Below are 1224 nucleotides of genomic sequence, written 5' to 3' on the forward strand. Positions count from 1 at the left end.
ATGGCTAAGGAAACTTTTGAGCGTAATAAGCCCCACGTAAACGTGGGTACTATCGGTCACGTTGACCACGGTAAAACTACTCTGACAGCTGCTCTGACTCGCGTATGTGCCGAGATCTGGGGTGGTGAGCTGAAGGCGTTTGATCAGATCGATAACGCCCCTGAAGAGCGCGAGCGTGGTATCACCATCGCGACCTCTCACGTTGAATACGATTCTCCAGAGCGTCACTACGCGCACGTTGACTGCCCCGGCCACGCCGACTACGTCAAAAACATGATCACCGGTGCTGCTCAGATGGATGGCGCTATCCTGGTGTGTGGTGCGACTGACGGTCCTATGCCTCAGACTCGTGAGCACATCCTTCTGTCTCGTCAGGTTGGTGTGCCTTACATCGTAGTCTTCCTGAACAAGGCTGACCTGCTGGCTGAAGATTGCGGCGGCGCCGACAGCGAAGAATACGCAGAAATGCTTGAGCTGGTTGAAATGGAGCTGCGTGAGCTGCTTGATCAGTATGAGTTCCCTGGTGACGACACGCCAATCATTCCTGGTTCTGCGCTGATGGCGTTGAACGGTCAGGATGATAACGAGCTGGGTACTACCGCTGTTAAGAAGCTGGTTGAGACTCTGGACTCTTACATTCCTGAGCCTGAGCGTGCTATCGATGGTGCTTTCATTATGCCTATCGAGGACGTCTTCTCAATCTCCGGTCGTGGTACTGTAGTAACCGGCCGTGTTGAGCGTGGTATCGTCAAGGTTGGTGAAGAGATCGAAATCGTCGGTATCAAGGAAACTACCAAGACTACCTGTACTGGTGTTGAGATGTTCCGTAAGTTGCTTGACGAAGGTCGTGCCGGTGAGAACGTTGGTGTTCTGCTTCGTGGTACCAAGCGTGACGACGTAGAGCGTGGTCAGGTATTGGCGGCTCCAGGCAGCATCAATCCTCACACCAAGTTTGAAGCTGAAGTATACGTACTGGGCAAAGATGAGGGTGGTCGTCACACTCCATTCTTTAAAGGCTATCGTCCCCAGTTCTACTTCCGTACTACTGACATCACTGGTGCTGTTGAGCTGCCAGAGGGTGTTGAGATGGTAATGCCGGGTGATAACGTTCAGATGGCTGTAACTCTGATCGCACCTGTTGCTATGGACGAAGGTCTGCGTTTCGCTATCCGTGAGGGTGGTCGTACCGTAGGTGCTGGTGTTGTAGCTAAAATCGTCGAGTAA

Annotated in this window: 1 protein-coding gene; it reads left to right on the forward strand. The window is 52.6% G+C overall.

Translation table 11 applies throughout. From position 1 onward, the window contains the following. The gene (gene tuf, locus MIB40_RS19415) at positions 1–1224 is read left to right on the forward strand and encodes an elongation factor Tu (protein ID WP_249697154.1); all 1224 of its coding nucleotides are present in this window, start codon (positions 1–3) and stop codon (positions 1222–1224) included.

The sequence above is a fragment of the Aestuariirhabdus haliotis genome, assembly GCF_023509475.1.
Lineage (GTDB): Bacteria > Pseudomonadota > Gammaproteobacteria > Pseudomonadales > Aestuariirhabdaceae > Aestuariirhabdus > Aestuariirhabdus haliotis.

Excerpts from the sequence above, each read along its gene's own strand:
- tuf (WP_249697154.1), top strand. The coding sequence starts at position 1 with ATGGCTAAGGAAACTTTTGAGCGTAATAAGCCCCACGTAAACGTGGGT.